The 21,588-nt window shown below is 75.0% G+C and carries 16 protein-coding genes; 5 read left to right on the forward strand and 11 right to left on the reverse strand.

Annotation, left to right across the window (positions count from 1 at the left end; all coding sequences use genetic code 11):
* Window positions 1-192: 192 nt before the first annotated feature.
* The 3 genes from AC2RP6_RS10425 to AC2RP6_RS10435 all read right to left on the reverse strand — a co-directional run bounded on the left by AC2RP6_RS10425 (window position 193) and on the right by AC2RP6_RS10435 (window position 5,230).
* On the reverse strand, window positions 193-1,140 hold the full coding sequence (locus AC2RP6_RS10425; protein WP_486445970.1) for a polyprenyl synthetase family protein: 948 nt from the start codon (window positions 1,138-1,140) through the stop codon (window positions 193-195).
* A gap of 216 nt (window positions 1,141-1,356) precedes the next feature.
* Window positions 1,357-4,176 (reverse strand): helix-turn-helix transcriptional regulator, encoded by a 2,820-nt coding sequence (locus AC2RP6_RS10430; RefSeq protein ID WP_486445971.1) that lies wholly within the window; start codon window positions 4,174-4,176, stop codon window positions 1,357-1,359.
* A gap of 226 nt (window positions 4,177-4,402) precedes the next feature.
* Entirely contained in the window at window positions 4,403-5,230 is an 828-nt protein-coding gene (locus AC2RP6_RS10435; protein ID WP_486445972.1) for a metallophosphoesterase family protein, read from the reverse strand.
* Between the two features lie 310 nt (window positions 5,231-5,540).
* Between AC2RP6_RS10435 and AC2RP6_RS10440 the strand changes: the two genes are divergently transcribed.
* Window positions 5,541-6,269: a 4'-phosphopantetheinyl transferase family protein gene (locus AC2RP6_RS10440; protein ID WP_486445973.1), complete on the forward strand. Its 729-nt coding sequence runs from the start codon at window positions 5,541-5,543 to the stop codon at window positions 6,267-6,269.
* Between the two features lie 394 nt (window positions 6,270-6,663).
* Complete coding sequence (locus AC2RP6_RS10445; protein WP_486445974.1) at window positions 6,664-7,695, forward strand: LuxR C-terminal-related transcriptional regulator; 1,032 nt, start codon at window positions 6,664-6,666, stop codon at window positions 7,693-7,695.
* 9 nt (window positions 7,696-7,704) lie between these two features.
* Here the strand turns inward: AC2RP6_RS10445 and AC2RP6_RS10450 are convergent, their stop codons facing one another.
* Genes AC2RP6_RS10450 through AC2RP6_RS10485 form a run of 8 tightly spaced genes read right to left on the reverse strand, consistent with a single transcriptional unit; the run spans window position 7,705 to window position 18,621 of the window.
* Window positions 7,705-8,592, reverse strand: a complete 888-nt coding sequence (locus AC2RP6_RS10450) for a 4'-phosphopantetheinyl transferase family protein (protein WP_486445975.1) — start codon at window positions 8,590-8,592, stop codon at window positions 7,705-7,707.
* Window positions 8,589-8,825 (reverse strand): phosphopantetheine-binding protein, encoded by a 237-nt coding sequence (locus AC2RP6_RS10455; protein ID WP_486445976.1) that lies wholly within the window; start codon window positions 8,823-8,825, stop codon window positions 8,589-8,591. The genes AC2RP6_RS10450 and AC2RP6_RS10455 overlap by 4 nt, the downstream gene beginning before the upstream one ends.
* Window positions 8,782-10,695 carry an HAD-IIIC family phosphatase gene (locus tag AC2RP6_RS10460; protein ID WP_486445977.1) on the reverse strand — a complete coding sequence of 638 codons (1,914 nt, stop codon included), beginning with the start codon at window positions 10,693-10,695 and terminating at the stop codon, window positions 8,782-8,784. Before AC2RP6_RS10460 ends, AC2RP6_RS10455 begins: the two co-directional genes overlap by 44 nt.
* A gap of 8 nt (window positions 10,696-10,703) precedes the next feature.
* A complete protein-coding gene (locus AC2RP6_RS10465) occupies window positions 10,704-11,759 on the reverse strand; it encodes a 3-oxoacyl-ACP synthase III family protein (protein WP_486445978.1) in 1,056 nt (351 codons plus the stop codon).
* A complete protein-coding gene (locus AC2RP6_RS10470; RefSeq protein ID WP_486445979.1) occupies window positions 11,756-14,704 on the reverse strand; it encodes a type I polyketide synthase in 2,949 nt (982 codons plus the stop codon). The genes AC2RP6_RS10465 and AC2RP6_RS10470 overlap by 4 nt, the downstream gene beginning before the upstream one ends.
* Window positions 14,704-15,003 carry an acyl carrier protein gene (locus tag AC2RP6_RS10475; RefSeq protein ID WP_486445980.1) on the reverse strand — a complete coding sequence of 100 codons (300 nt, stop codon included), beginning with the start codon at window positions 15,001-15,003 and terminating at the stop codon, window positions 14,704-14,706. Before AC2RP6_RS10475 ends, AC2RP6_RS10470 begins: the two co-directional genes overlap by 1 nt.
* Window positions 15,004-15,055: 52 nt before the next feature.
* Window positions 15,056-16,816 carry an acyl-CoA dehydrogenase family protein gene (locus tag AC2RP6_RS10480; RefSeq protein ID WP_486445981.1) on the reverse strand — a complete coding sequence of 587 codons (1,761 nt, stop codon included), beginning with the start codon at window positions 16,814-16,816 and terminating at the stop codon, window positions 15,056-15,058.
* The gene (locus AC2RP6_RS10485) at window positions 16,810-18,621 is read right to left on the reverse strand and encodes a fatty acyl-AMP ligase (protein ID WP_486445982.1); all 1,812 of its coding nucleotides are present in this window, start codon (window positions 18,619-18,621) and stop codon (window positions 16,810-16,812) included. The genes AC2RP6_RS10480 and AC2RP6_RS10485 overlap by 7 nt, the downstream gene beginning before the upstream one ends.
* Window positions 18,622-18,935: 314 nt before the next feature.
* On the opposite strand from AC2RP6_RS10485, the gene AC2RP6_RS10490 reads away from it, so the two are divergent.
* The 3 genes from AC2RP6_RS10490 to AC2RP6_RS10500 are packed head-to-tail and all read left to right on the forward strand — an operon-like array spanning window position 18,936 to window position 21,496.
* On the forward strand, window positions 18,936-20,495 hold the full coding sequence (locus tag AC2RP6_RS10490) for an acyl-CoA carboxylase subunit beta (RefSeq protein ID WP_486445983.1): 1,560 nt from the start codon (window positions 18,936-18,938) through the stop codon (window positions 20,493-20,495).
* Window positions 20,496-20,497: 2 nt separating this feature from the next.
* Window positions 20,498-20,689: an acyl-CoA carboxylase epsilon subunit gene (locus AC2RP6_RS10495; RefSeq protein ID WP_486445984.1), complete on the forward strand. Its 192-nt coding sequence runs from the start codon at window positions 20,498-20,500 to the stop codon at window positions 20,687-20,689.
* 36 nt (window positions 20,690-20,725) lie between these two features.
* Window positions 20,726-21,496 carry a thioesterase II family protein gene (locus AC2RP6_RS10500; RefSeq protein ID WP_486445985.1) on the forward strand — a complete coding sequence of 257 codons (771 nt, stop codon included), beginning with the start codon at window positions 20,726-20,728 and terminating at the stop codon, window positions 21,494-21,496.
* The last annotated feature ends 92 nt before the right edge of the window (window positions 21,497-21,588 follow it).

A 21,588-nucleotide genomic window follows, 5' to 3' on the forward strand; every position in this document is an offset into this window, starting at 1 on the left:
CCTAGGTCCTGTCGTCACAGTGGCGCCGGTCAGGCCCGCGGTGTCCGGTGCCGTGCATCGCAAGGCGGAGGGGCGACAACGCGGCGAGGCGCGGTGCCGGGCGCCGCGGGCCGGGTGCCACTTTGACGACAGGGCCTGGGGGGTGCCCGGCGGGTCGAGGTCGGAGCGTCCGTCCCGGACGACAGGACAGTGTCAGCCGGCGATCTCGCGGGCGAGGGCGCCGAGTTCGGCCCGCCAGGCGGGGGCGATCCGGGCACCGGCCACGGCCTCGTCGGCGCGGACCACGAGCGCGGCGATGGTCTCCTCGGCCCGGTCCCGCGCCCGCGCGTCGAAGAACACGTCGCGCAGGAACTGGGCGTCGCCGTCGAAGCCCGGGCCGCCGCCGAGGAACCCGCGGACGCGCCAGGCGGCGTGCAGGGCCCGGGCGTACTCCTCGTAGGCCTCGCTCAGGTCCTCGCGGCCGGCGAGCGCCGCGCCGATCAGCAGTGCGTGGCGCAGCCCGTACCAGCCGGCGCCGCAGCCGGTGGCGCAGCCGTCGAGGCACTGGCCGGGCCAGGCGTCGTCGAGGTACTCGGTGGCCGCGGCGGCGTCCATGTGTGCGCCGATCGCCCGCTCGACCCGCAGGTCGTCCCACAACTGGCGGGCCTCCTCGGGCAGTCCGGCGGCGAGCCGGTCGCCGTAGGCGAGGGCGAGGTCGCCCGCGAGCACGGCGGTGCCCTCGCCGAACCGGCGCGGCTCGCCGCGCCAGCCGTTGCGCTCGTGCTCGGCGGCGTGGCTGATGTGCAGGGTCGGAATGCCGCGGCGCAGCGGGGCGTTGTCCCGTACGTCCGCGCGGATCACCCAGCAGGTGTCGAGGAGTTCGAGCGCCGCCGCGGCCGCCACGGCTTCGCCGCCGTCGGGGTCGCCGTCCGCGGCGAGGTACCCGGTGAGGCAGATGGCGGGGCGGGCCCGTTCGCCCCCGGCCTGGATCAGTTCGGCCACGCCCGTCACCAGGACGGCGCTGCGCGGGTCGGAGGTGCGCCGGGCGCGGTGCTCCCGTGCGAGGACCCGCGCGAGCTCCTCCTCGACCCGGTCGAGCATGGCGTCGCGGACCTCTCCGGGCGATCCGGTGCGCCTCGGCCGGTCGTGTGTGGTGGTCATGGTGCCCTCCCTGCGGGCTACGGCTCATGACCGACTTTCCCGGACGCGGCGCGCCAAAGCCACCCGTTCGGCGTTCGGAGGCGGTATTCGGGGGTGCGGCGGGCGGGTTCCGTGCCAGGGGGCTGCCACGGAAGGACCCGGCGGGCCGGGCTTGCCATGGCCTTGCCACGGCGGTCCGCCGGGGCCGCCGCCCGCCACGGCCTGTGACCGCCCGCCTCAGACGGGGTGCCCGGCGGCTGCCGGGTCGAGGTCGACCGGGAGGGCCCGCCGGCCGGGGATGTTCAGTTTGCGGTAGACCCGGGTGAGGTGCTGTTCCACCGTGCTGACCGTGATGTAGAGCTTCCCGGCGATCTCCCGGTTGGTGTGGCCGTGGACGGCGAGCAGCGCGACCCGACGCTCCGACTCGCTGAGGGTCGCCACCAGTGCGGCGTCCGGGGAGTCGGTCCGGCCCTCCTCTCGGGTGTCGTCCCCGGTGTGGCCGGGGAGGATCCGCTCGCACAGGGCGTCGGCGCCGCAGGTCTTCGCGAGGTGCCAGGCCTTGCGGTGGACCATGGCGGCCCGTGCCGGTTCGCCGGCTTCGCGGAGGGCCTGCCCGAAGTCGGCCATGGCCCGGGCCAGTTCGTACGCGTCGCCCGAGCGCCGGAGCTCGTCGACGGCCCTGGCCAGCATCGGCCGGCGTTCGCCGGGCTCGCGCAGGGAGGCCCGCAGCCTCAGGGAGGTGCCGCGCACCCAGGGGTCGGCGGCGTCGCGGGTGGTCAGCTGGTCCGCGAGGAAGCGCTCCGCCTGCTGGGCCTCGCCGAGGCGCAGCAGGGCCTCGGCCGCGTCCGTGCGCCAGGGCAGCACCCGGGGGCGGTCCAGGCCCCAGCGCTTCGCGTGCCGGCCGATTTCCAGGAAGTCGCCCAGGGCCGCGTGGAAGCGACTGGTCGCGAGGGCGTGGTGGCCCCGGGCGCGCAGGTGTGCGAGGGCGTGCACGCCGCCGGTGTGCCCGGCGGGGGCGGGCCGGGTCAGGAGTGCCGCCGCCTCCTCCAGCCGGCCCCGCGCGGTGAGCGCGCGCGCCCGGGTGCCCGCCAACGCGCCCAGCAGGAGGCCGTTGCCCCCGGCCGGCGCGGCCCGCAGGGCCTCCCCGGCGGTCTCCGCCGCGCCCGACAGGTCGCCCAGGCGCAGCCGGGCCTCCGCGGTGAGCAGGGCGAACCCGGCGAGCCAGCCGGTCGCCCCGCGCCGGACCGCCTGGTGGGCGAACTCCTCGCACCAGGGCAGGGCCCGGGCCGCGCCGTCCAGGTACAGCAGGGTGCGCAGGGCCTGGGCGACCGGTTCGACGCTGCCCTCGGCGAGGGTGGCGCCGCGCAGGAACAGCTCGGCGGACCGGGCGGCGCCGCTTTCCTCCGACTCGACGGGCAGCGCCCACAGGCTCGCCGGGTGGAGGGTGGCCCGGGCGGAGCGGGGGGCGGGGGGCGTGCCGGGCTCCGCGGGGGCGTGCCGGCGGGGCCCGGCCCACCGGGGGAACGCCGACAGGCCGTCCAGGGGGTCGCCGCCGGGAATGCCGTCGGCCCGGGGGCCGGCCGCGGTCAGCCGCTCCAGTACGTCGGCGGCCTCGTCGATGCGGCCCTGCGCGGCGAGTGCCCGGGCCAGGGGGGCGAGGGCGTGCGGACCGAGCCGTCCGGCGACGGCGGCGGCGAGCGGGGCCGCGAGGCGGTGTTCGGCGGCCGCGGGGTCGGTGCGGCCCAGGACGACGGCGAGCCTGGTGTCCGTCTCGGCGCGGGACGTGGCGTCCGGGCAGGCCTCGTGGGCGAGCCGCAGGAGGGCCACGGCGCGGTCGGGGTCGCCCTCGGCGACGTGCCGGTCCGCGGCGGAGCGCAGGACGGGCAGGGCCCACTCCGGGTGGGTGGCGCGTGCGGCGAGGAGCTGGGCGGCGACCTCGGTGTCGGGCGCGCCCGACGCGTGCGCCAGCAGGGCGGCCTGCGTGTGCAGGGCGGCCCGGTCGGCGGGGTCGAGCCGGTCCAGTACGGCGGCCCGCGCGGCCGGGTGGCGCAAGCCGTGCGGGACCGGCAGGGCGTGCGGGACCGGCAGGGCGTGCGGGACGGGCGGGACCGGCGGGACAGACGGGGCGCGCGGGGTGGACGGGACGCGCGGGTCGGACGGGGCGCGCGGGTCGGACGGGGCGCGCGGGACGCGCAGGTCGGACGGGGCGTGCGGGACGGGCGGGGCGGTGGGCGCGAGCAGGCCGGCGTCCTCCAGGGCGGCGAGGGCGCGCAGGGCGGTGTTCTCGTCGGTGCCGCCGAGCCGTGCGAGGTGCGCGGGCGTGGCCGGGCCGTCGAGTGCGGCGATCGCCGCACCGAGCCGGGGTGTGACGGGTCCGCAGCGGTGCAGGCAGGTGAGGACGGCCCGGGCGTAGGCGTCGCCGGGCCGGCCCTGCGGGTCCTGGAGGAGGGCCCGCAGCAGCAGCGGGTTGCCGCCGCTGGTCCCGTGCAGCAGGTCGGCCTCGGCCCGGCTGATGCCGGGCAGCAGGGCGTGGACGGCGTCCGGGGTGAGCCGCCCGAGCCGCAGGCGCACGAAGTGGGGCAGACGGAGCAGCTCGGTGCGCAGCAGCGGGTCGCTGTCGTGTTCGTGCGGGGACGCCGTCATGACCAGCAGGACGGGGGCGCGGCGGGTCTCGCGCGCAAGGTGCAGCAGGTGGCGGCCGGACGCCGCGTCGACGTGGTGGAGGTCGTCCACGCAGATCACCACGGGTGCGGTGGCGCTCAGTTCGCGGACGGCGACGGCGAAGTCCCGCAGCGCCAGCGGGGCTTCGGCGTCGTCCGGCGCGTCGGGCAGGGGCAGGGAGCCGGGCGGGGCGTCGGCGGCCAGCCGGCGCAGGACCCCGAGCGGGCGGCCGCGTTCGGCGGCGGTGCCGGCGGCCCTCAGGACGAGGGCGCCGCGGGCCCCGGCGTGCGCGGCGGCCGTTTCGAGGAATTCGCTCTTTCCGCAGCCGACCGCCCCCTCGACGAGAAGAAGTCCGGCGTTTCCTTCGGCGCAGCCGTCGAACAGGTCCGTCAACACGGACGCTTCGTCGGCCGGACGGAAAGGCATCATGGAAAATCCCCCAGGATCCCCGTTCCGCGCATGCGAGGTATTCGGGGCATTCGAAGCATTCGAGAGTTCCGAGGCGTTCGAAAGAGGAATACGAATACCGGACGGGGGTGTTCGAGCGTTGGAGCGGGCGAGAATTCCCGCTCAGTCTAGGGGGCCGGATCCGTACCCGCTGGTGTCCGGAAGCTGCCTGGCATCAATCCCCGCGGCGGGCGGCGGGGAAGATGCGGCGGGGGATATTCCGCGGGTGGCCGGGCCGCTGCCACTCGCGGGGATAGCCGACGGACACCTCCTCGAAGCGCACGCCGTCGTACCAGGTGGTGCGCGGGATGTGCAGGTGGCCGTAGACGACGGCGGCGGCGCGGAAGCGGACGTGCCAGTCGGCGGTGAGCCGGGTGCCGCACCACTGCGCGAACTCGGGGTGGCGCAGGACGTCCGTCGGGGCGCGGACCAGCGGGAAGTGGTTGACGAGGACCGTGCGCAGGTCGGGGCCGCACGCGGCCAGCCGCTCCTCGGTGAGGGCGACTCGGGCCCGGCACCAGTCCTGCCGGGAGGCGTAGGGGTCGGGGTGCAGCATGAACTCGTCGGAGCACACCACCCCGGCCTCGTAGGCCTGTTCCAGGGCCTGTTCCCTGGTGGCGGCGGTGGGCGTGCGGAAGCTGTAGTCGTACAGCAGGAAGAGCGGGGCCACGACGAGCGGGCCGCCCGGTCCCGCCCAGACGGGGTAGGGGTCCTCGGGAGTGTGCACGCCGAAGGACCGGCAGATCTCCACCAGCCGCCGGTAGCGGGCCTCCCCGCGCAGGGGCTCGGGGTCGTCCCGGACCGTCCACAGTTCATGGTTTCCGGGCGCCCACACCACGGTGGCGTAGCGCCGGGTGAGGAGGTCGAGCACCCACCGGAGATCGTCGAGCGACTCGCTCACGTCGCCGGCCACGATGAGCCAGTCGGCGGGACTGTCGGGATAGAGGTCCTCGACGATCCGGCGGTTCTCCGGGAATCCGACATGGAGGTCGCTGATACCCATGAGGTTTCCGTGCGGCATTACGCGAGTGTGCCCGGTCGGCGCGTCCCCGAACACCCCTTAACCGCCCCTCAATTGCCATCGGCGAACCCTTGTTCGTACGCATGGCAGGGGGGTGGCAATGCGCGGGCGGCCGACTGCCCGTACCGCGGCAGGCGCGGCGCCGGCGGGCCGGCGGATGGCAGCGGCCTGGGAGGGAACGGGGGTGCACCCGGCCGCATCCGGTTGACCTGCGCCTTCGACGCTGGCCGGGGTGGTGCGGCGGCGTGAACGTGGGAGCTGTCCGACCGCACCGGCGACCCGAGGGAACACCGTGCTCACCAAGCTCCTGCCCGCGAACGTCGCGACCGCCGAGGCCACCACCGACCCCGCCGACGTCTTCCTCTACCCGGAGGAGGAGCACCTCGTCCGCAATGCCGTACCCAAGCGACGTCTGGAGTTCGGCACCGTCAGGTGGTGCGCCCGCCGCGCCATGGGTGAGCTGGGGCTGCCCCCGGCCCCCGTGGTGCCGGGCCGACGGGGTGTGCCGCAGTGGGCGCCCTCGGTCGTCGGATCCATGACCCACTGCGCCGGCTTCCGGGGCGCGGCGCTCGCCCGCGCCGCCGACTACGCCTCCGTCGGGGTGGACGCGGAACCCAACGCCCCCATGCCGGAAGGGGTCCTCGACTCGATCGCGCTGCCCCGGGAACTCGAACTCGTCGCCCGGCTGGAGCGGACCGCGCCCGGTGTGGCGTGGGACCGGCTGCTCTTCAGCATCAAGGAGGCCGTCTACAAGACGTGGTTCCCGCTGACCGGGCAGGAACTCGACTTCACCGACGCCCTGGTGAGCGTGGACCCGGGGCTGGGCACCTTCCACGCCCGGCTGCTGCCGGACCCCGAGACCCTCTCCCCGGCCGGGCCGACCGCCTTCGACGGTCGCTGGTCCGCGGAGCGGGGCGTACTGCTGAGCGCGATAGCGGTGCCGGTCGCCCGGCTCGCCGCCGCCGGCGCTCCGGTACGCGGAAGCGCTCCCCGCATCTGCCGTGCGGGGAGCGCTTCGTGAACCGCGGGACGTGCGGTCAGCTCACGTCCACTGGTCGTCCTCGGGCTTGGCGCCGACGTCGCTGCCGGTACCGCTGTCGGTGTCGGCCGGCCGGGCGGTGATGGAGGACTCGGCGGAGGCGACGGACACGACCGGTCCTGACATGACCTGAGCCCCCAACGCCATTACCACACCCGTCACCGCAGTCAAGCAAATCGAGAAGACCTTAACGGAAATTGTTCTCACGACTTCCCCCAGTCGAAGATCGAGATCTACTCACCCGAACCGCTCGCCACTTCCGGCTCAGCGGCCCGGTTGATGGGAACAGAGTGCTGGCTCTCGATCAATCCCGCCAAGGGCGGTACGTTGGCGTAAAGTTACGTGGCAGCAAATACACCAATCAGCGGGGGCTGACATGTTTACTGGGGAGGGCTCGGATTCGGGGTTCGCCGAGCTGGACGACGTCAGTGCCGCGGCATACGGTCTGGCCGTCGAGTACGGCCGGTTCGAGCGCGAACGGATCGCCGAACAGCTGTCCCTGACGCCCGAGGAGATCGCCCGGGTCGAGCAGGTGCTGAGCGGGGTCCGCCTGTTACAGGCGATGCCGGGGAACCCCGCCGAACTGACCCCCGTCACACCCGACGTCGCGGCCGCGTCCCTGGTCGCGCCCGCCGAGCGGCACATACGCGACCTCCAGCAGGCGGTCACGGACGTGCGGGCGAAGCTGCTGTCCCTGACCCCGCTGTACTTCGAGGGCCGCCGGGTCCGCAACCGGCTGGAGGCCTTCGACGTCATCACCGACGTCTCCCGCATCCAGTCGATGCTCAACCACCTCACCCAGAGCTGCCAGAGCGAGATGCTCACCGTCCAGCCGGGCGGCGCGCGTCCCGCCTACGCGCTGGCCCAGGCCCGGGAGTCCGCGCTGACGACCCTCTCGCGCGGGGTCGCGATCCGGACCATCTACCAGCACACCGCCCGCAACGACCTGCCGACCCGCAGCTACGTGCGTGAAGTGAGCGAGCAGGGCGCGGAGATCCGCACCGCCGACGAAGTCATCGACCGGCTGATCATCTACGACCGGGAGGTGGCGTTCCTGCCGGAGCGGTCCGCCGGCGACCGCGTCCCCGGCGCGGCGATCGTGCGCGAGCCCACCCTGGTGGCGTTCCTGTGCTCGGTCTTCGAGTACCTGTGGGACGGGGCCAGCCCCTACGTCGTGGAGTCGCAGCGCTCCCCCGCCTCCTCCGACGAGTTGAAGTGGTCGATCATCCGGCTGATGACCAAGGGCTACAAGGACGAGATGGTGGCCCGGCGGCTGGGCATGTCCGTGCGCACCTGCCGCCGCCACATCGCCGAGATCACCGAGGAGCTGGAGGCCACCAGCCGCTTCCAGGCCGGCTACAACGCCGCCCGGCAGGAGATGCTCGCCGGGGGGCCGGTGCCCTCCTAGGTCCTGTCGTCACCGTGGCGTCGGGTCCTGGGGTCCCGGCGGGCAGGGGTCCGGGGCCTCGCCGAGGGCCTGGTTGATGGCGTCGACGCAGTCCTGGTCGAGCATCGTCGTCACGTGGGCGTCCTGCAGCCTGCCGAAGCCCGCGTCGTAGACCGCGGCACTGACCACGTAGCCGTCGGCGACCGGGAACGTACGGAAGATCCACTCGTCCCCGGTCCCCGCGGTGCCGTCGGGCCGCTGGACCCGCACGGCCCGGCCGTCGGGGCCGAAGCCGAACTCGGTGAACCGGAACTGCATGCCCTGCCCGATCGCCTTGCTGTAGGCCTCCTTGAGCGTCCACAGCCGGACGAGGGCGTCGTTGCGTTGCGGTTCCGGCATCCCCGACAGCAGCACCGACTCGTACGGGGTGCAGATGTGCCGGCCGAGGCCGCTGCCGTGCATCTCGCGGTCGGCGCGCTCGGCGTCCACCCCGATGAGCCCGCAGGTCGTCAGGCCCACCAGGAGCAGGTCGTCGGTGTGGCTGAGACTGATGTCGATCTGGTCGCAGCCGCGCAGGTAGGGGCGGCCGGTCGGCCCGTAGGCCAGTTCCAGGTCGGCGGGGTCACTGTCGAGCACCGCGCTCGCCGCGTGCTTGAGGAGCATCCGGGAGGCGATGTAGCGGCCCCGCACGTCGGCGTGCGTCAGGTCGAGGAAGCGCGTCCAGTCACGGCCGAGCAGCTCGCGCAGCCCGTCCCCGGTGGGCACGACCGGCTCCAGGTCCCCCAGCCACGCGTAGACCAGCGCGGTCCCGTGGGTCGCCAGGTCCTCCCGTACCCGGTCCCACGAGTCGCCGCCCGGTACCACGGCGACGGGCTCACCGAGCGGCGGGCCGAGCGAGGGGCTGCCCGGGGCAGTCATCCGTACTCCTTCACGAGGGTGTGGACCTCCCGGAGACTGCGCGCCTCCAGCAGGCGGTGTACCGGTAACCGGTGGCCGCACTCCTCCAGGAGCGCCACCAGCCGGAGCAGGTTCAGCGAGTCCCAGCCCGGGAGGTCGCCCAGGGCCGTGTCCGCGCCGGCGGGGACCGGGAGGTCCAGGCCCAGGTCGTCACGGACGGTCCGCAGGAACACGTCGAGGCTGTCGAGGCCCATGGGCCGGCCCTCCTCCCGGTGTTCCGGTGACGCGCACGTGGGCCGGGACCTCCGGCAGCCGTACCAGGTCGTGGTGGAACACCACCGGGCCGTCGGCCGCGCCGGGGTCCGCCCGGGTGAAGCCGCACGACGGGTAGAAGTCCCGGGCGCGGTGGTTGCGGGCGGTGGGCACGTACCGGGCGCTGACCGCACCCAGACCGAGGTCCCTCGCCCGGGCCAGCAGCAGGGCGAGGCAGGTCTGCTCCACGCCGCGGCCGAGCACCCGGCAGCTGAGCCACATGCCGTCCAGCCGGAGCACCCCCTCGGCGATCGTCCCGAGCACCGCGCCGACCAGGCCGTTGTCACCGAACCGGTCCGCACTGCGCGCCACGAGCAGGAGCCGACCCGGAGCGGCCGCCCACAGGGCCAGGTCGTCCTGCGTGTGGCCTTCGCCGGTCAGGTTGAACTGATTGGTGCGCAGGGTCAATTGGGACACGCGGGCGAATTCGTGGCGGCGGGGCGGGCCGAGGCCGACGCTCACGTCCAGAGCCGCCAGGTACTCCTCGTACGAGCCGGAGACCGCCCGCAGCTCCCCGCGCTCGCGCCGCCCGCGGTACTCACCGGTCCTGGTCCGGTCCTCGGCGGTCAGCCGCAGGGTGTCGAACCAGCCGTCGGCGAGCAGCCGGGTCACGTGCAGGGCGGGTTCCCCGTCGAGGGGAACGACGGCGACCCCGGGCGCGCCGAGCCGGACCTGGGCGCGTTCGGCCGGGGAGTCGTCGGCGAAGACGAGGGCGTCGGGGGCGAGGTCCAGCGCCCGGGCGATGGCGGCGAGGTTGCCGTCCTTGGGCTCCCAGTTGGCGTGGACCGCGGCGAAGTCCGGCTCGCGCAGCACGAGGTCGGGGTGGGCGGCGAGCGCCTCCCGTACGGGGCCTTCGTCGTTCTTGCTGCTCACGGCGAGGAGCACGCCCTGCGAACCGAGCTGTTTGACGCACCTCTGGAAGGCGCCGAACGCCTCCCCGCGCAGGGTGCCGGCCGCCGCGACGCCATCGGGCCCGGCCTCGCCGAGCACCCCGTCCCACAGGGTGTCGTCGAGGTCGAGGACGAGGCACTTGCGGACCCTGCCGCGCAAGGCTCGGGCCAGGTGTCCGATCTCGCGGGCGTAGGCGGCGAGCAGCCCTGCGCCGAGTCGCACCCCGGCGTGGCGGGCCAGCCGGGGGTCGGTGACCGGTCCGCCCTCGCCGATCAGCGGGTCCAGGTCGATGACCACGAGCCCGGCGGCGGACTCGGTCAGCCGCAGGAGGCCGGCGTTGAACTCCCGCCACACGGCGCCCAGCCGGGCCCGCGCGTGGTGGTCGACGAGCTGGTGGCTGCAGGAGCGGGGCAGCGGGACGGTGTTGAGGACCAGGGTCCCGGGGACCTCGGCCGCGAGGGCGGCGTACCGGGGCAGCACCTCCTGCGCCGCCCGCTCGACGTCCGCGGGTCCCCACACCGGGGGGACCCGGGAGAAGAGGGTCTCGGCGTCCAGGAGGCACAGGGTGAGGTCCGGTGCGGACGTCCGCAGCGCGCCGGCCGGATCGGTGAGGTCGCGCAGGTGGGTTCCGTGGTCGCCGAGCACCGCGCGCAGCAGCATGCCGTGACGGGCCAGTTCGCCCCGGAGGGGGTCGACGACGTGGCCGACGGTGGACTGGCCGGTGACGGCGACCGTCACCACGGGGGCGTGCGGGTGGTGGTCCCGTACGGCGTCGTGGTCGAGGGCGGCGAGCACCCGGCCGGCGGCCGCGGCGTCGGGTCCGTCCTCGTCCTCGGCGAGCAGCGCCGGCACCTGGTCCCAGGCCTTCTCCAGCAGTCCCCGCCGGCGCAGTCCGCGCAGGCGGTCCGGTGCCTTCGTCATCGGCGGCCTCACACCTTCTCCAGGGCGAACCCGGCTCTGATCCACCTGCTGGACTCCACGCACAGGGCCAGCGCCCGGTCGCCGGTGGCGCACTGCGGGAGCAGCCGGTCGATCTGCAGGAAGGGCAGGGCGTTGCCCGTGTTGCCGGTCTCGGAGACGCAGGAGACCTCCCGGGCGGGTCCGGCCGGGAGCCGTTCGACGATGCGGGCGGTCATCCGCTCGGACAGCTGCGGCGGCAGCAGGAAGGCGAGGTCGTCGAGGCTCCACCCGAGGCCGTCGAGGAGCTCCCACAGGATCTCCACGGAGATCGCGGGCACGTGTTCCTCGATCGCCTTGTAGTCCTCGGCCAGCATCGGCCGCGGCGAGTCGCGGTCCGTGGTGCCGTACCAGTCCAGGAGCTGGCCGGGTGGACGGCCGCGGCCGGCCCAGGAGTTGAGGACGGAGCGCAGCGCGATCCGTTCGCCCTCGGGCTCGTCGGTGAGGACCGCGGCGCCGGCCCCGTCCCCGAACAGGACGTGGTTGACCAGTTCTCCGGCGGGCATGCGGGCGGTGTCCCGGCGCGGCGACAGGAACCGGTGGGTGACGTCGCCGCCGAGGACCAGGCCGGCCCGCCGGCCGCCGAGGACCAGGGTGCGGCCGAGGTCGAGGGCCTGGACGGCGCCGGAGCAGCCGGCCTGGATCTGGTAGACGGGCAGGTGGTCGAGGCCGAGCCGGTCGGCGACCTCGCTCGCGGTGGTCGGAAGCAGCGTGTCGGGGGTGGCGGTCGCCAGGACGAGGAACTCCACGTCGGCGGGGCCGAGTCCGGCGGCGTCCAGGGCCCGGGCGCCGGCCTCGGCGCACAGGTCGGCGAGTGAGCCGCGGACCTCGCCCGTGACGGGGTCCCAGCCGAAGTGCCGGGTCCGGGTGCCGACGAAGAGGTCGATCCACTCCTCGCCGACGCCGAGGAGCCGGCCGAGCGCGGCGTTGTCCACGGGGTCGCCGGGCAGCGCCGTACCGGTCGAGGCGAGGTACACGGTGGCGCGGTCCCCCGTGGCGCGGTCCCCCGCGTCGGGCGGCCGTGTCACGAGGACCTCGCCATGAGGACGTCCGAGAGGAAGTCGGCCAGCGCGCCGACGGAGCGCAGTGCGGGCAGCATCTCCTGGACGGACACCTCGCCGGCGCGCGGCAGTCGTGCCTCCACCCGGTTCTTGAGCTGCATGATCATCACCGAGTCGAAGCCGAGGTCCTCGTAGAAGCGGGCCTCGGGCACCACGCGCTCCGGGGGGTGGCCGCCCACCTCGGCGACGGCCCGGACCACCGCGTGCAGCACCGGGTCGTCGGTGTCGGGGCCGTCCCCGGCGCTACGGGCGGGATGCGGGGCGTCGGGGACGGTGACGGCGGCCGGCCGGACCGGCCGGGCAGGCTGGACGAAGGACTCCCGGTCCCAGGAGCGCCGCGCCGCGGAGAAGACGTACGGCGCCAGGGGCTCGACGCCGCGGTGCCCGGGCGCGTACAGCCCCTCCCACAGCGGGTCGAGCCCGCCCCGGTACAGGGCGGCGACCGTCTCGGCGAGTTCGAGGCCGGTGGCCGTGGGCCCCGGGGCCGGGTGGAGGTGTTCCACGCCGGGCGCGCGCCCGCCCCGGGCGGCGATCCGCAACAGCACGCCGCGCGGCCCGATCTCGATCAGGTGGGTGGGGGCGGCGTCGGCGACGAGCGCTGCCAGCGCGGTGTCCATGAGGACCGGCTCCTCGATCTGGCCGGCCCAGTAGCCGGCGTCCAGCGGGTCGTGGCGCAGCATCCGGCCGAGCCGGGTGGAGGCGAGCGGCACGGCGGGCGCGGCGCACCGCACCGTCTCGGTGCGCAGGCCCGCCGCCGCGGGGGCCATCAGGGGCGAGTGGAAGGCGTGGGTGACGGGCAGCGCCGCGACCCGTACGCCGCGGGCCGCGAGCTGCTCCCCGATCCGCCGCAGGGCGTCCACGGGGCCGGAGACGACGGTGTCCGAGGGGCCGTTGAGGGCGGCGAGGGCCGTGCCGGGCTCGGCCGCCAGGAGGGGGGTCAGGTCGGCGGGGCCGGCGCCGGTGGCGATCATGCCGCCGCCGGGCGGCAGTTCGTCCGTCAGCGCGCCCCGCCGGGCGACGAGCCGGGCGGCCTCGTCCAGGCCGAGGGCGCCGGCGGTGACGGCGGCGGCGTACTCGCCCAGGCTGTGTCCGAGGACGGCGGCGGGGGTGACGCCGAGCGAGGTGAGCGTGCGGGCCAGGGCGTGGCCGACGGCGAACAGGGCGGGCTGGGCGAAGCGGGGCCGGTGCACCCGCTCGTCGCCGCCGAGGACGAGGTCGCGCACCGATGTGCCCAGGTGCGGGGCGAGCGCCCGGTCGGCCTCCGCGAGGTGGTGGCGGTAGAGCGGGGACTCGCGGTGCAGGCTCGCGGTCATCCCGGGGTACTCGCTGCCCTGGCCGGTGAAGAGGAACGCCACGACGGGCCTGCCCCAGGGCCGGCCCTGCCCTTCGGCCGGGTCCGCCGGCGCCGCCGCCCGGCGCAGGGCGTCGACGAGTTCGCCGGTGTCGCGCACGGCGGCCGCGAAGCGGTGCGGCAGGCCGGTCTTGACGAGGTTGCTGCTGCGGCAGAGGGCGGCGGCCGCGCCGCGCGGCCGTGCGGCGAGGGTGTCGGCCTGGGCGGCGAGGTTGCGGCGCAGGGCCTCGGGGGTGTCGGCGCTGACCGTGAAGACGCCGACGGCGTCGCGCGCGGCAGCCGTACGGGCGCCTTCGGCGCCTGCGGTGCGCGGGGTCCGCGGCGCGGAGCCGAGGACCGCGTGGGCGTTCGTCCCGCCCATGCCGAAGCTGCTGACACCGGCGAGGGTCTCCCCGCGGGGCAGCCGCATCGGCGACTTCAGCAGCCGCAGGCCGCGCTCGCCGAGCCGCAGCTGCGGGTTCTCCCGGTCGGCGAAGAGGCTGGCGGGGACGATGCGGTGGTGCAGGGCCAGTGCGGTCTTGATGAGGCCGGCGATGCCGGCCGCGCCCTCGGTGTGGCCGAGGTTGCCCTTGACGGAGCCGATGGCGCAGGGGGTGTCGCGGGGGACGCCGTGGAGCGCGCCGAGCGCGGCGCACTCGATGGCGTCACCCAGTACGGTCCCGGTGCCGTGCGCCTCGACGAACGCGACCCGGTCGGGGGCGGTCCCGGCGCGCCGGTAGGCGGCGCTCAGAACGCGTTGCTGCGACCACCGGTTGGGGGCGATGACGCCGTTGCTGCGGCCGTCCTGGTTGACGGCGCTGCCGCGCAGCACGGCGTAGATCCGCTGGCCGTCTGCGAGGGCGTCGGCCAGTCGGCGCAGCACGACCAGGCCGACGCCGTCGCTGCGGCCGATGCCGTCGGCGTCCGCGCTGAAGGGCTTGCAGCGTCCGTCGGCGGCGGCCAGGCCGAGCTGTCCGTAGACCGTGCCCAGGGCGGGTGAGAGCACGATGTTGACCCCGCCGGCGAGGGCGGTGTCGCACTCCTCGGCCAGCAGGGAGTTCGCCGCGAGGTGGACGGCGACGAGCGAGGACGAGCAGGCCGTGTCGACGGCGAGGCTCGGTCCGGTGAAGTCGAAGTGGTAGGAGATCCGGTTGGCCGCCATGCCCGCGCTGCTGCCGGAGCCGAGCAGCGGGGTGACGCGTGCGGGGTCGCTCATCGTCAGGCGCCCCCACTCGCCGCCCATCACCCCGACGAAGACGCCGGTCCCGGTGCCCGCGAGGCCGCCGGGAGCCCGGCCCGAGTCCTCCAGGGCCCGCCAGGCGCAGGGCAGCAGGAGACGGTGGTGCGGGTCCATCGCGGCGGCCTCGCGGGGCGTGACCGAGAAGAAGTCGCTGTCGAAGACGTCGGCGTCCTCGACGAAGCCGCCGCTGCCGCCGGCGGCGGGGAAGTCCCGGGCGTCCCAGCGCTGCGCGGGGACCGGGCCGATGCCGTTCCCGCCGCGCATGAGCAGGTCCCAGTACGCCCCGACGCCCGCCGCTCCGGGGAACGCGCAGTCGATCCCGACGATGGCGACGTCCCCCATCAGTGCCGCTCCCGCGGGTCCGCCGGGGCGTCCGTGAGCACCGCGGCGAGGTGGGTGACGAGGCGCTCGACCGTGGGGTGGTCCCACAGCAGGGTCGGTTCGACCTCCAGGCCGAACTCGTCCTCCAGGTCGCCGCACAGGCTCAGGGCGGCCACCGAGTCCATGCCGTACTCGGCGAAGGGCACGGTGGGGTCGATGGTCTCGGGTGCGCGCCGCAGGTACATCGAGAGCCGGGCGTACAGCCACTCGTGCGGCAGGACGCCGTCGGCGGTGGCGGGCCGGCCGGGGTGAACGGTCATCGTGGGGCTCCTTCAGTGCGTACGGCGCATCCGCCGGCCGGGCCGGTGCCGGTCAGCCGGGGAGGGGCGTGGAGTAGAGGTCGTAGCTGATCTGCGTGCTGAAGCGGAGCTGGACCTCGTGCCGGATCCGGGTCTCGCACTCCGCCGGCAGGTCGGCGACGCGCGTGCCCAGCCGGCGGGCGATGCGGTGCAGTGCGGCGGCCGCCCAGGACGGGTCGGCGAGGAAGGGGTCGGGGCCGGAGCGGGCCTGGTCCCACACGCCGAGCACGGCGGCGGCGGCCAGGAGCAGCGCGTACCGGTCCATGAGGGCGAACCGCGCGGGTCGGGCGGTGCCCGCCCCGCCCGCCGCCTCCAGTGCGAGCACCCGGCGGCGTACGTCGCGCAGCTCGCCGACGAGCCGGTCGGTGAGCGCGCCCAGGGCCCGCTCGGCGGGGCCGGTGGCGTCGATGCCCGCGGCGACGGCGAGCATGGTCGCGCTGAGGGAGTCGCGTCCGCAGGCGAGGCTGAGGCGTTCGGTCCGCAGCGGCGGCAGGTCGCCGTTCAGCCGGAACAGCCCCGCGGGCGCCTCGTCCTCCACGAACCAGGAGGACCGCGCCAGGCGTGGCATCTGCGGGATGACCGTGGCCTGGCAGGCGACCGTGCCGGCGTGGCCGAGGCTGAGCACGGGCACGTCCCGGACGTGCTTCTGGAAGATGCCCAGGGTGCCCTCGCGGGTGTAGACGCCGGAGCCCAGCACGATGGACAGGTCGTACATGGTCTCCGTCAGCACGCGGGGCAGCAGGTACTTGAGCGCCGCCGAGTACACGCTGGTCTCGGCGGGCAGCAGGTGCAGGGCCCGGGTGGCGACGACGGCGAGGGCGTCGTACAGCAGGAGGTTGACGAAGGCGTTGGTGAGCGCCGCGCCGGTGCGGCCGCCGTCCCGGCCGCCGGCCTGCCAGCCGCCGGAGCGCTCCCGGTCGAAGCGGACGGCGGTGCGCAGACTGGTGTCGAGCGCTGCGACGGCCGTCGCGGCGATCACGGTCCGGCTGATCTGGAACGACCGCAGGGCGGTCGTGATCCCGCTGCCCTCCGGGCCCAGCAGGGCCGCGCCGGGCACCGGGCAGTCGTCGAACTCCACCCCGGCGAAGCGGCATCCGCGCAGCCCGACCGGGGTCCGGCGGGGTGTCACCGCCGCCCGTGCACCGGTCAGCTGTCCGGGTTCCAGCAGCAGTACCGAATGGCTGGCGCTGCCGGGGGCGGGGTCGGTGCGGCAGAACAGGACCAGCGCGCCCGCCCGCTCCAGGTTGTTGACCATCGGCTTGCCGCCGCTGATCAGGTAGCCGTCGCCGCTGCGGCGGGCGGTGACCTGGCTGCGGACGAAGTCGTTGCTGTGGGCGGTCTCGTGCTGGGCGATGGCCGCCTTGCCGCCGGCGCGCAGCAGCCCGGCGAGCCAGTGGCGCTGCCGGGAGTTGCCGGCGGCCCAGACGTCGGAGGCCGCCATGAAGGTGGTCATGCCATGGCCCATGGCCAGTCCCACGTCCCGGCGGAAGACCGGACGCATGATCCTGACCAGGGTGTCCATGCCGTCCAGGCGTCCGCCGAGGGCGGACGGCACGTATTCGTCGGCGATACCGAAGTCGTCGAGCAGGGCCTCGCCGGCGGCGAAGGGCACCGCGGCCCGGTCGGCCTCCAGCAGGGCGGTGTAGCCGACGGGGTTGGCCGGGTCCGTGGGGTCGCCGAAGCGTGCCTCCAGCGCGGCCACCCGGGCCCGTACGGTGTGCTCGCGCCGCTGCGCGGCCTCGGCAGCCGGCTCGCCGAGGAGAGGCGTCACCACCGTCTTCCTCCGTCGGCTCCCTCCGGGCGCAGCAGGTCCTCGCCGAACAGTGCGTCCTGCGGCCGCGCCAGCGCCCGTACGTCCGGGGTGAGGACCTCGTAGTCGCCGCGCAGCACGCCGTCGAGGAACAGGTCCCGCATCAGGGTGCGCTGGACCTTTCCGCTGCTGGTGCGGCGGACGGTGCCGGGGCGGACGAGCAGCACGTTGCCGGCGGGGATCTCGAACTCCTTGCCGATCAGGGTCTGGATCCGCTGGGCGACCGTCCGCAGCTCGGCGCCGCCCGCGCCGCGTACCTCCTGGACGAGGACGAGCTGCTCGCCCCCGGCGTCCACGGAGAACGCGGCGCCCGCGCCGAAGGTCAGCGCGGGGCTGACGGTGCGGGCGGCCCATTCGACGTCCTGCGGGTAGACGTTGCGGCCGTTGACGATGACGACTTCCTTGAGCCGGCCGGTCACGAACAGCTCGCCGTCCTCCAGCATGCCCAGGTCGCCCGTGCGCAGGAAGTTGCTCTCCTCGTCGTTGAGGCTGGCGTGGAAGGTCCGGGCGGTCTCGGTGGGGCGGCGCCAGTAGCCGCGGGCCACGCCGTGGCCGCGCAGCCAGATCTCGCCGACGGCGCCGGGCGGGAGTTCGTGGTGGGTCAGCGGATCGACGACGCGGACCTCCACGTCGACCGGGGTGCCGCAACCGACCAGGGTCTGGGCGCGGCCGTCCGCCGCGGCACGGAGCACCCGGTCGCGTTCCATGGCGATCCGGTCGAAGTCCTTGCGGACGTGCGGGGTGCCGGGGACGCCGCCGGAGACCACCAGGGTGGCCTCGGCCAGTCCGTAGCAGGGGTAGAGGGCCTCGGGGCGGAAGCCGGCGGGGGCGAAGCGGCGGGCGAACTCGTCGAGGCTCTCGGGGCGTACGGGCTCGGCGCCGTTGAGGGCCAGGCGCCAGCGGGAGAGGTCGAGCCGGGCGATCTGTTCGTCCGTGACGCGGCGCACGCATAGGTCGTAGCCGAAGTTGGGGCCGCCGCCGACGGTGACGCCGTAGCGGTCGAGGGCCTGGAGCCAGCGCAGCGGGTGCTTGACGAAGGACAGCGGGGTGACCTGGACGCAGTGGCTGCCGAGCCAGACCGGGTGCAGCAGGTGGGCGACGAGTCCCATGTCGTGGAAGTGGGGCAGCCAGCTGCCGAAGCGGTCCTCCCGGGTGGTGCGCAGCACCTTCTGCAGGGCGGCCTGGTTGGCGAGGAGGTTGCGGTGGGAGACGGTCACGCCGCGCGGTTCGCTGACGGATCCGGAGGTGTACTGGAGGAACACCAGGTCGTCCGGGCGCGCGGTGACGGGCTGCCAGGCGTCGGCGTCGCCCACCTCGGGCGCGTCGGTGACCAGGCACGCCGCGTCGGGCCGGGTGTTGCGGGCGAGCCACAGGGCGACGTCGGGGGCGGCGGCCGTCTCGGTGAGCACGAGGTTCGCGCCGGTGTCGGCGAGGACGGCGGTGGTGCGGCCCAGCCGCTGGTCGCGCCCGGCCTCGCCGGGCAGCGGTACGGGGACGGCGACGGCTCCGGCGTAGAGGCAGCCGGCGAAGGCCTTCAGGAACGCGACGGTCGAGGTGTAGGCCAGCAGTACGGGCCGGCCGGCCGCCCCGTACTGCTGGAGGCGGGCGGCGATCCGTCTCGCCTCGCGGTCCAGTGCCCCGTAGGTGAGGTGCTCGGCCTCCACGCCGCCCGCCGTGTCGCGGAGGAAGACGTGCACGTCCTCGTCGGCGAGTTCGGCCGCCCTGGCCCGGAGGAGTTCGGTGAAGGTGGCGAAGCGTGGCTCTGACATCCGCGGCGTCCCCTCGGGTCTGCGGGCCCGTGGAGTGGCGGACCTCGATTCCCCGGATCATGCGGGCGTCTGCTTAAGGGGCGCTTGCGCCCGTCCGCGGGCCGACGTCCGCGGGCCGACGTCCGCGGGCCGACGTTCGCGGCCTCGCTCGGCGCCCGGCACGGCCTGCGGGCGGGAACGGCGACCATCCCCGACCCCTATCGCCGGTCAGGGGGTGGTCGCTGTTCTCGGCGCGCGCCGTCGGTGCCTTCAATGGCAGGCACTGTCCAGGGCCGCCGCGGGCGCCCGCCGACGGCCGAGGAAACGGGTGGAGCATGACAGGTGCCGATGTCGGTGTCCGAGTGGCCGAACTGAGAGCGATCAAGGAGTCCGTCGGGCTGGGACCCTCGCCCGGCGCGTCCGAGGCGCAGCACGCCCGCGGCAAGCTGACCGTGCGCGAGCGACTGGACCTGCTCTTCGACCCGGGGACGTTCCGGGAGATCGAGCAGTTGCGCCGGCACCGGGCCACGGGTTTCGGCCTGGAGGACCGCAGGCCGCACACGGACGGGGTGGTGACCGGCTGGGGCAAGGTCGGGGGCCGCCGGGTGTTCGTGTACGCGCACGACTTCCGGATCTTCGGCGGTTCGCTCGGCGAAGCCCACGCCCAGAAGATCCACAAGGTGATGGACCTCGCGCTCGCGGCGGGGGCCCCGCTGGTCTCGCTCAGCGACGGCGCGGGCGCCCGGATCCAGGAGGGGGTCACCGCGCTCGCCGGCTACGGCGGCATCTTCCGCCGCAACGTCGCGGCGTCCGGGGTGATCCCGCAGATCAGCGTGATGCTCGGACCGTGCGCCGGCGGTGCGGCGTACTCGCCCGCCCTGACGGACTACGTCTTCATGGTGCGCGGCATCGCGCAGATGTACGTCACCGGCCCCGACGTGGTGCAGGCGGTGACCGGTGAGCGGATCAGCCATGACGACCTGGGCGGCGCGCGGGTCCACTCCTGCGTCTCGGGCGCCAGCGCCTTCCTGTACGACACCGAGGAGGAGTGCCTGGAGGAGGTCCGGCACCTGTTGTCGCTCCTGCCGTCCAACAACCGCGAGCTGCCGCCCGCGGTCGTCCCCTCCGACCCGGCCGGGCGGCGCACCGCGGCGCTGGCCGAACTGGTCCCCGCCGACCCGGCCCGCTCGTACGACATGCGCGCCGTGATCGAGGAACTCGTCGACGACGGGGACCTGTTCGAGGTGCACGCCCACTGGGCGACCAACATCATCTGCGGTCTGGGCCGGCTGGACGGCCACGTGGTCGGGATCGTCGCGAACCAGCCCGCGTCCCTGGCGGGGGTGCTGGACATCAAAGCCTCGGAGAAGGCGGCCCGGTTCGTGCAGACCTGCGACGCCTTCAGCATCCCTCTGGTGACGCTGGTGGACGTGCCGGGTTTCCTGCCGGGCAGCGGCCAGGAGCACGATGGCGTCATCCGGCACGGCGCGAAACTGCTGTACGCGTACTGCGCGGCCACCGTGCCCCGGGTGCAAGTGATCCTGCGCAAGGCATACGGCGGTGCCTACATCGTGATGGACTCCCGCTCGATCGGCGCGGACCTGTCCTTCGCGTGGCCCACCAACGAGATCGCCGTCATGGGTGCCGAGGGCGCGGCGAACGTGGTCTTCCGCCGGGAGATCGCCGCCTCGGACGACCCGGAGGCGGCGCGGGCGCAACGCGTCAAGCAGTACCGCCAAGAACTCATGCACCCTTACTACGCCGCCGAACGCGGCCTGGTGGACGACGTCATCGACCCGGCCGCGACCAGGCAGGTACTGGTGGACGCGCTGGAGGTGCTGCGGGCCAAACACGTGGCGCTGCCCGAACGCAAGCACGGCAACCCGCCGTTCTGACCGTGACCCCCGCTCCCCCGCCCCTGAAGATCGTGCGCGGCGCCCCGGACAGCACGGAACTGGCCGCCGTCCTCCTCGCCCTGCTCACCCTCGCCGGGCAGCGGGACGAGCCCTGCGACGAGGCCGCGCCGCCCCGGGCCCCCTGGCGTCCCGCCCACGACTGGCGGCCGCCGGGCTCCTGGACCGGCCCCTGAGCGGGCCGGTCCCCACCGAAAGGAAACCGACCGACGATGACCCCGACGAGCACGGCCGCCCCGGCCCTGCCGGCGACCGGCGACTGGCTGCGCCGGTTCCACCCCGCCGACGACGCCCCCGTACGGCTGTTCTGCTTCCCGCACGCGGGCGGCGCGGCGAGCTACTACTTCCCGATGTCCCGCGCCCTGTCCCCGGACGCCGACGTGGTGTCCGTGCAGTACCCGGGCCGCCAGGACCGCCGGGGCGAGCGGTGCGTCGACGACCTGATGGAACTCGCGGACCTGGTCACCCGCGAGCTGTTGCCCTGGTGCGACCGGCCGGTGGCGCTGTTCGGGCACAGCCTGGGCGCGTCCCTGGCCTTCGAGGTGGCGCTGCGGCTGCGGGAGGCCGGCGAGCCGGCTCCCGCGGCCCTGTTCGTCTCGGGGCGCAGGGCGCCGTCGCACCACCGCGCGGACCAGCGGGTCCACCTCGCCCCCGACGAGCGACTGCTCGCCGAGATCACGTCGCTCAGCGGCACGGACCCGGCGGTCCTGGCCGACGACGAGCTGCTGCGGTCGGTGCTGCCGGCGCTCCGCGCGGACTACAAGGCCGCGGAGACCTACCGCTACCGGCCGGGGCCCGCCCTGGCCTGTCCGGTCACGGTCCTCACCGGGGACGCCGACCCGGCGGTGACGGCGGAGGAGGCCGCGGGCTGGGCCGACCACACGCAGGGGCCCTTCGCCCTCCACCGCTTCACCGGCGGGCACTTCTACCTCAACCAGCACGCCGCCGCGGTGACCGACCTGGTGCGGCGGCAGCTGGCGTAGGAGGCCGGTGCGGCCCGGGCGGCCCGCCCCCACCGCCGTCCGGGCGGTGGGGGCGCACGCCTCGGCGCGTTGGGGCGCGCGGGGTGGTGAAA

The organism is Streptomyces sp. WAC03905, assembly GCF_057371075.1.

Coding starts and splice junctions, on each gene's coding strand:
- AC2RP6_RS10425 (WP_486445970.1), bottom strand. CDS start 1,140: ATGACCACCACACACGACCGGCCGAGGCGCACCGGATCGCCCGGAGAG.
- AC2RP6_RS10435 (WP_486445972.1), bottom strand. CDS start 5,230: ATGGGTATCAGCGACCTCCATGTCGGATTCCCGGAGAACCGCCGGATC.
- AC2RP6_RS10445 (WP_486445974.1), top strand. CDS start 6,664: ATGTTTACTGGGGAGGGCTCGGATTCGGGGTTCGCCGAGCTGGACGAC.
- AC2RP6_RS10450 (WP_486445975.1), bottom strand. CDS start 8,592: ATGACTGCCCCGGGCAGCCCCTCGCTCGGCCCGCCGCTCGGTGAGCCC.
- AC2RP6_RS10455 (WP_486445976.1), bottom strand. CDS start 8,825: ATGGGCCTCGACAGCCTCGACGTGTTCCTGCGGACCGTCCGTGACGAC.
- AC2RP6_RS10460 (WP_486445977.1), bottom strand. CDS start 10,695: ATGACGAAGGCACCGGACCGCCTGCGCGGACTGCGCCGGCGGGGACTG.
- AC2RP6_RS10470 (WP_486445979.1), bottom strand. CDS start 14,704: ATGGGGGACGTCGCCATCGTCGGGATCGACTGCGCGTTCCCCGGAGCG.
- AC2RP6_RS10475 (WP_486445980.1), bottom strand. CDS start 15,003: ATGACCGTTCACCCCGGCCGGCCCGCCACCGCCGACGGCGTCCTGCCG.
- AC2RP6_RS10485 (WP_486445982.1), bottom strand. CDS start 18,621: ATGTCAGAGCCACGCTTCGCCACCTTCACCGAACTCCTCCGGGCCAGG.
- AC2RP6_RS10490 (WP_486445983.1), top strand. CDS start 18,936: ATGACAGGTGCCGATGTCGGTGTCCGAGTGGCCGAACTGAGAGCGATC.
- AC2RP6_RS10500 (WP_486445985.1), top strand. CDS start 20,726: ATGACCCCGACGAGCACGGCCGCCCCGGCCCTGCCGGCGACCGGCGAC.